Origin of the sequence: Aeromicrobium phragmitis, assembly GCF_003674095.1 — a bacterium.
Classification (GTDB): Bacteria; Actinomycetota; Actinomycetes; order Propionibacteriales; family Nocardioidaceae; genus Aeromicrobium; species Aeromicrobium phragmitis.
On record NZ_RDBF01000113.1, the window covers coordinates 1 to 415 of the forward strand.

Annotated in this window: 1 protein-coding gene; it reads right to left on the reverse strand. The window is 63.4% G+C overall.

Annotated features, from left to right (window positions below; genetic code table 11):
• Positions 1 to 76 precede the first annotated feature (76 nt).
• The gene (locus D9V41_RS18700; RefSeq protein ID WP_121795622.1) at positions 77 to 310 is read right to left on the reverse strand and encodes a helix-turn-helix transcriptional regulator; all 234 of its coding nucleotides are present in this window, start codon (positions 308 to 310) and stop codon (positions 77 to 79) included.
• Positions 311 to 415: the final 105 nt, after the last annotated feature.

The window sequence follows — 415 nt, forward strand, 5'->3', positions numbered from 1 at the left end:
GAGTACCCCGAGTTTTGGGAGTTCATGGAGCAGCCGCTGTCCATGTTTGGGGTCTACCAGATCATCATGCTTGCCGCTAAGAAGGAGCTCGATCCCTGACGCTGGGGGCGCCGCCAGCCAGCGAGGTTGATGCTTCGACCCAGGCCACGATGTCTGCTGGTCGGTAGCGGACCGTCCGATCGGTGACGTTGATGTAGCGGGGACCGGTGCCTGCCGATCGCCAGCGAGCCAGAGTGGCTGTCGTGACGTTCAACCGGCAGGCGACGTCGGATGGTTTGAGTAGTGCTGGACCGAGCCGGGTGGTGGTCATGGTGAGGGTTCCTTTCGACAGATCGGTTCCTTAGCCGTCAGGCGGCCCCACCGTTGTTCGCCCCGTTCCCGTTGTCTCTCCCCGATGCGAGCGCCGGGACCGTCA

Excerpts from the sequence above, each read along its gene's own strand:
- D9V41_RS18700 (WP_121795622.1), bottom strand. The coding sequence starts at position 310 with ATGACCACCACCCGGCTCGGTCCAGCACTACTCAAACCATCCGACGTC.